The 3,129-nt window shown below is 62.3% G+C and carries 3 protein-coding genes; all 3 read right to left on the bottom strand.

Annotated elements, in window-relative coordinates; genetic code table 11:
- Positions 1-722, bottom strand: a 722-nt coding sequence (pstB, locus tag NTW95_04545) for a phosphate ABC transporter ATP-binding protein PstB (protein ID MCX6556688.1), incomplete at its 3' end; no start/stop codon positions are given.
- A gap of 4 nt (positions 723-726) precedes the next feature.
- Entirely contained in the window at positions 727-1,992 is a 1,266-nt protein-coding gene (gene pstA, locus NTW95_04540) for a phosphate ABC transporter permease PstA (GenBank protein ID MCX6556687.1), read from the bottom strand.
- A gap of 1 nt (position 1,993) precedes the next feature.
- Complete coding sequence (locus NTW95_04535) at positions 1,994-3,109, bottom strand: PstC family ABC transporter permease (protein ID MCX6556686.1); 1,116 nt, start codon at positions 3,107-3,109, stop codon at positions 1,994-1,996.
- Positions 3,110-3,129: the final 20 nt, after the last annotated feature.

Below are 3,129 nucleotides of genomic sequence, written 5' to 3'. Positions count from 1 at the left end.
AGGAAAGCGGTGAAGTCGGAAACGCGGGCCGCCTGCTGCATGTTGTGGGTGACGATGATGATGGTGTAGCGGCCGCGCAGCTCGGCGATCAGGTCCTCGATGCGCGCCGTCGCCCGCGGATCGAGAGCGGAGGTCGGTTCGTCCATGAGCAGTATTTCCGGATCGACGGCCAGGGCGCGGGCGATGCACAAGCGCTGCTGCTGCCCGCCCGATAGGCTCAACGCGTTGTCATCCAAACGGTCCTTGACCTCGTCCCAGAGCCCGGCCCGTTTCAGGCTGGTCTCGACGTTCGCCTGGAGCTCGCCCTTTTCCAGCTGGTTGTGCAGGCGCCGGCCGTAGGCGACATTGTTGAAGATGGATTTCGGGAACGGGTTTGGCTTCTGGAAGACCATGCCGATGCGCCGGCGCAGGGTGACCACGTCCAGGCGCGGGCTGTAGATCTCCTGGCCGTCGAAGAGCAGTTTGCCCGAAGTCCGGTTGCCGGGGATCAGGTCGTTCATGCGGTTGATGGAGCGCAGCAGCGTGCTCTTGCCGCAGCCGCTGGGGCCGATGATGGCTGTCACCTGGTAGGCGGAAAAATCGAGCGTGACCTCCTTCACCGCTTGGTTATCACGGTAAAAGAAGGAAAAATCCTGGCAGGTCACATGGGCTTTAAAGCCGTTTTCTTTAGCGCCCTCAGGGTCCTGAAACGATGGGGTTGAAGGTTGGATGGGTTGTATCATGGAATTAGCCTCTCATTTTTTTGCTGATGCGGGCGCGGATCAGGATGGCGGCCAGGTTGAGCAACAGCACTAGCAGCACCAGGGTCAGCACCATGCCGAACTGCACGTGGCGGATCTCGTCGACCGCCTGGTGCTCGGTGGCCAGGTTGTAGATGTTCCAGGGCAGGGCCGGCGTCGGCTGGCTGAGAGTCTCCCAGATTTTCAAGGGTTGGCCGACGCTGACCGCGGCGGTGAAGATGATCGGAGCCGTTTCCCCGGCGGCGCGGCCCATGCTGATGATGATGCCGGTCAGGATGCCCGGCAGGGCCGCTGGCAGCAGCACGGTCAGTACCGTGCGCAGCTGGCTGGCGCCCAAACTGAGGGCCGCTTCCTTGTAGGTATGGGGAACGGCCTTGAGCGACTCCTCGGCCGAACGGATGATGGTCGGCAGGATCAGCAATGCCAGGGTGGCCGACCCGGCCAGCACGCTCTTGGAGTTGGACAAATGCAGCGTGTTGATGAAAAAAGCCAACCCAAACAGGCCGAAGACGATGCTCGGCACGCCAGCCAGGGTGCTGATGCACACGCGCAGCATGCTCACCAGCCTCCCGGCGGAGGCGAATTCGCTCAGGTAGATGGCGGCGATGATGCCGAAGGGAATGGCCAGCAGCATGGCCCCGAACGTCAGGTAAAACGTGCCGAGAACCTCGGGCCAGATGCCGCCGAAAAAATGGGAATCCAGCGACCTGTCGGTCAGGAAGCGCCAGTAAAAAACAAGACGCGGCCGCAGCATCTTTTTACCCATGCTGCTTCTATCCGAGTAGTCCCAGTGCTCGCTGAAGAGGATCTGGCCCAGCTTGACCTGGGCACGATCCCAGCGCGTCTGGCCGTATTCCTGGCGCAGCATCACCGCTTCCTGCTCGCCGGGCAGGGAGCCCAGAAGTTCGCGAAGCAGGCTCTTCACTTCCTTGAGCTGGGCCCGAAATCCCAGGCGCTTGCTGTATTCCATATTATTCAATTCATCCTCAAATCCCTTCAACATATCGTACGCCGGGCGCCGCGCCCGGGCGACGGCTTGAATTTCGGTCGCGATCTCCTGCTCGTCGCCGCGGCCGAATTGCTCCAGCTCCAGCCGGCGGTGTTCGCTGGTGGCGCGAAAGACAAAAGCGCCCAGGCCGCGGGAAAATATGGGGCCGAGCAGCACCAGCAGCGAGAGCGCCATCAGGAAGACGGCCATGACGCTGATGCCGGTCAGCGAGCGGTCGAACAGCTTGCGCGATCCGAGCTTCATGCTATTTCAATCCTCCCAGCTTGCGCTGCTGCCGGCGCAGGATCCATTCGCTGATCAGGTTGGCGGCGAACGAGGTCAGCAGCAGGCACAGGGCCATGGCAAACAGGACGTGGTAGCGGCTGGAGCCGGTAACCTGGTCGGCCTCACCCATGTCGCCGGCAATGGTGGCGGTCAGGGTGCGCACCGGGCTCAGGAAATTGAACCAGGGGCTGGGGATCTGGGCGGCGTTGCCCGACGCCATCCAGACCACCATGGTTTCTCCAACGGCGCGCATCACGCCGAGGATGATGGCGGCGATGATGCCGCTGCCGGCCGCGGGAATAATGACCTTGAACAGGGTCTCGGCACGGGTGGCGCCGAGGGCGTAACTGCCTTCGCGCAGTTCGCGGCCGGCCGCCTGCAGCGAATCTTCGGCGACGCTGACAATGGTCGGCAGGGCCATGATCCCCAGGATGAACGAGACATTCAGGGCGTTGGTGCCGCTGCTTATTTTGACGACGCTTAGCATGGCCGCCAGCGCCAGCAAGCCCCGGCACAAGATAACGGTCAACACCGCGGCCAGGATCAGGCGGGCGGTTGTGACCATGTCCTCACGGATGGAGCGCGTGGCGATCTCCGTGACCACGAAAATGAAAAGCAATCCCAAAGGCAAGGCAATAACCCAGAGTGCGATCACCAGCAGCGAGCCGCCGCGGTTCTGCAGCAGCGGCGCTAAAATTACCAGAGCGAAAAAGCCGTAGGCCACCGAAGGGATGGCGGCCAGGATTTCGATAACCGGTTTGACGGCTTGGCGCAGGCGGTAAGGCAGGATGTCGCTCAGGGCAATGGCGGCTGCCACGCCTAGGGGGACGGCCACCAGGATGGCTCCGAGGGTGACCAGGCCTGTGCCGAAGAAGATGGCCATGGCTCCGAATTCGGGCGGACGGCCGCTGGGGTACCAGGCGGTGCTTCTAAAAAGCTCACCCAGGCCGCGCAGCTTGAAAAAAGGGAGGGCGTCGCGGGTGATATAAGCGATAATCAGCAACACGGCCACCAGCGAGAGGGCGGTAGCCAGCAACAGAAACCCTTTCAACATGAGGGCGGTCAGCCGCCGCAGGCGGCTGACCGCGTCGCTCATGATCAGGTTGTTTTCGTTCT

The organism is Candidatus Aminicenantes bacterium (genome assembly GCA_026393795.1).
Taxonomy (GTDB): Bacteria; Acidobacteriota; Aminicenantia; order UBA2199; family UBA2199; genus UBA2199.
This window is presented reverse-complemented; position numbering and strand designations above follow the sequence as displayed.

Excerpts from the sequence above, each read along its gene's own strand:
- pstA (MCX6556687.1), bottom strand. The coding sequence starts at position 1,992 with ATGAAGCTCGGATCGCGCAAGCTGTTCGACCGCTCGCTGACCGGCATC.
- NTW95_04535 (MCX6556686.1), bottom strand. The coding sequence starts at position 3,109 with ATGAGCGACGCGGTCAGCCGCCTGCGGCGGCTGACCGCCCTCATGTTG.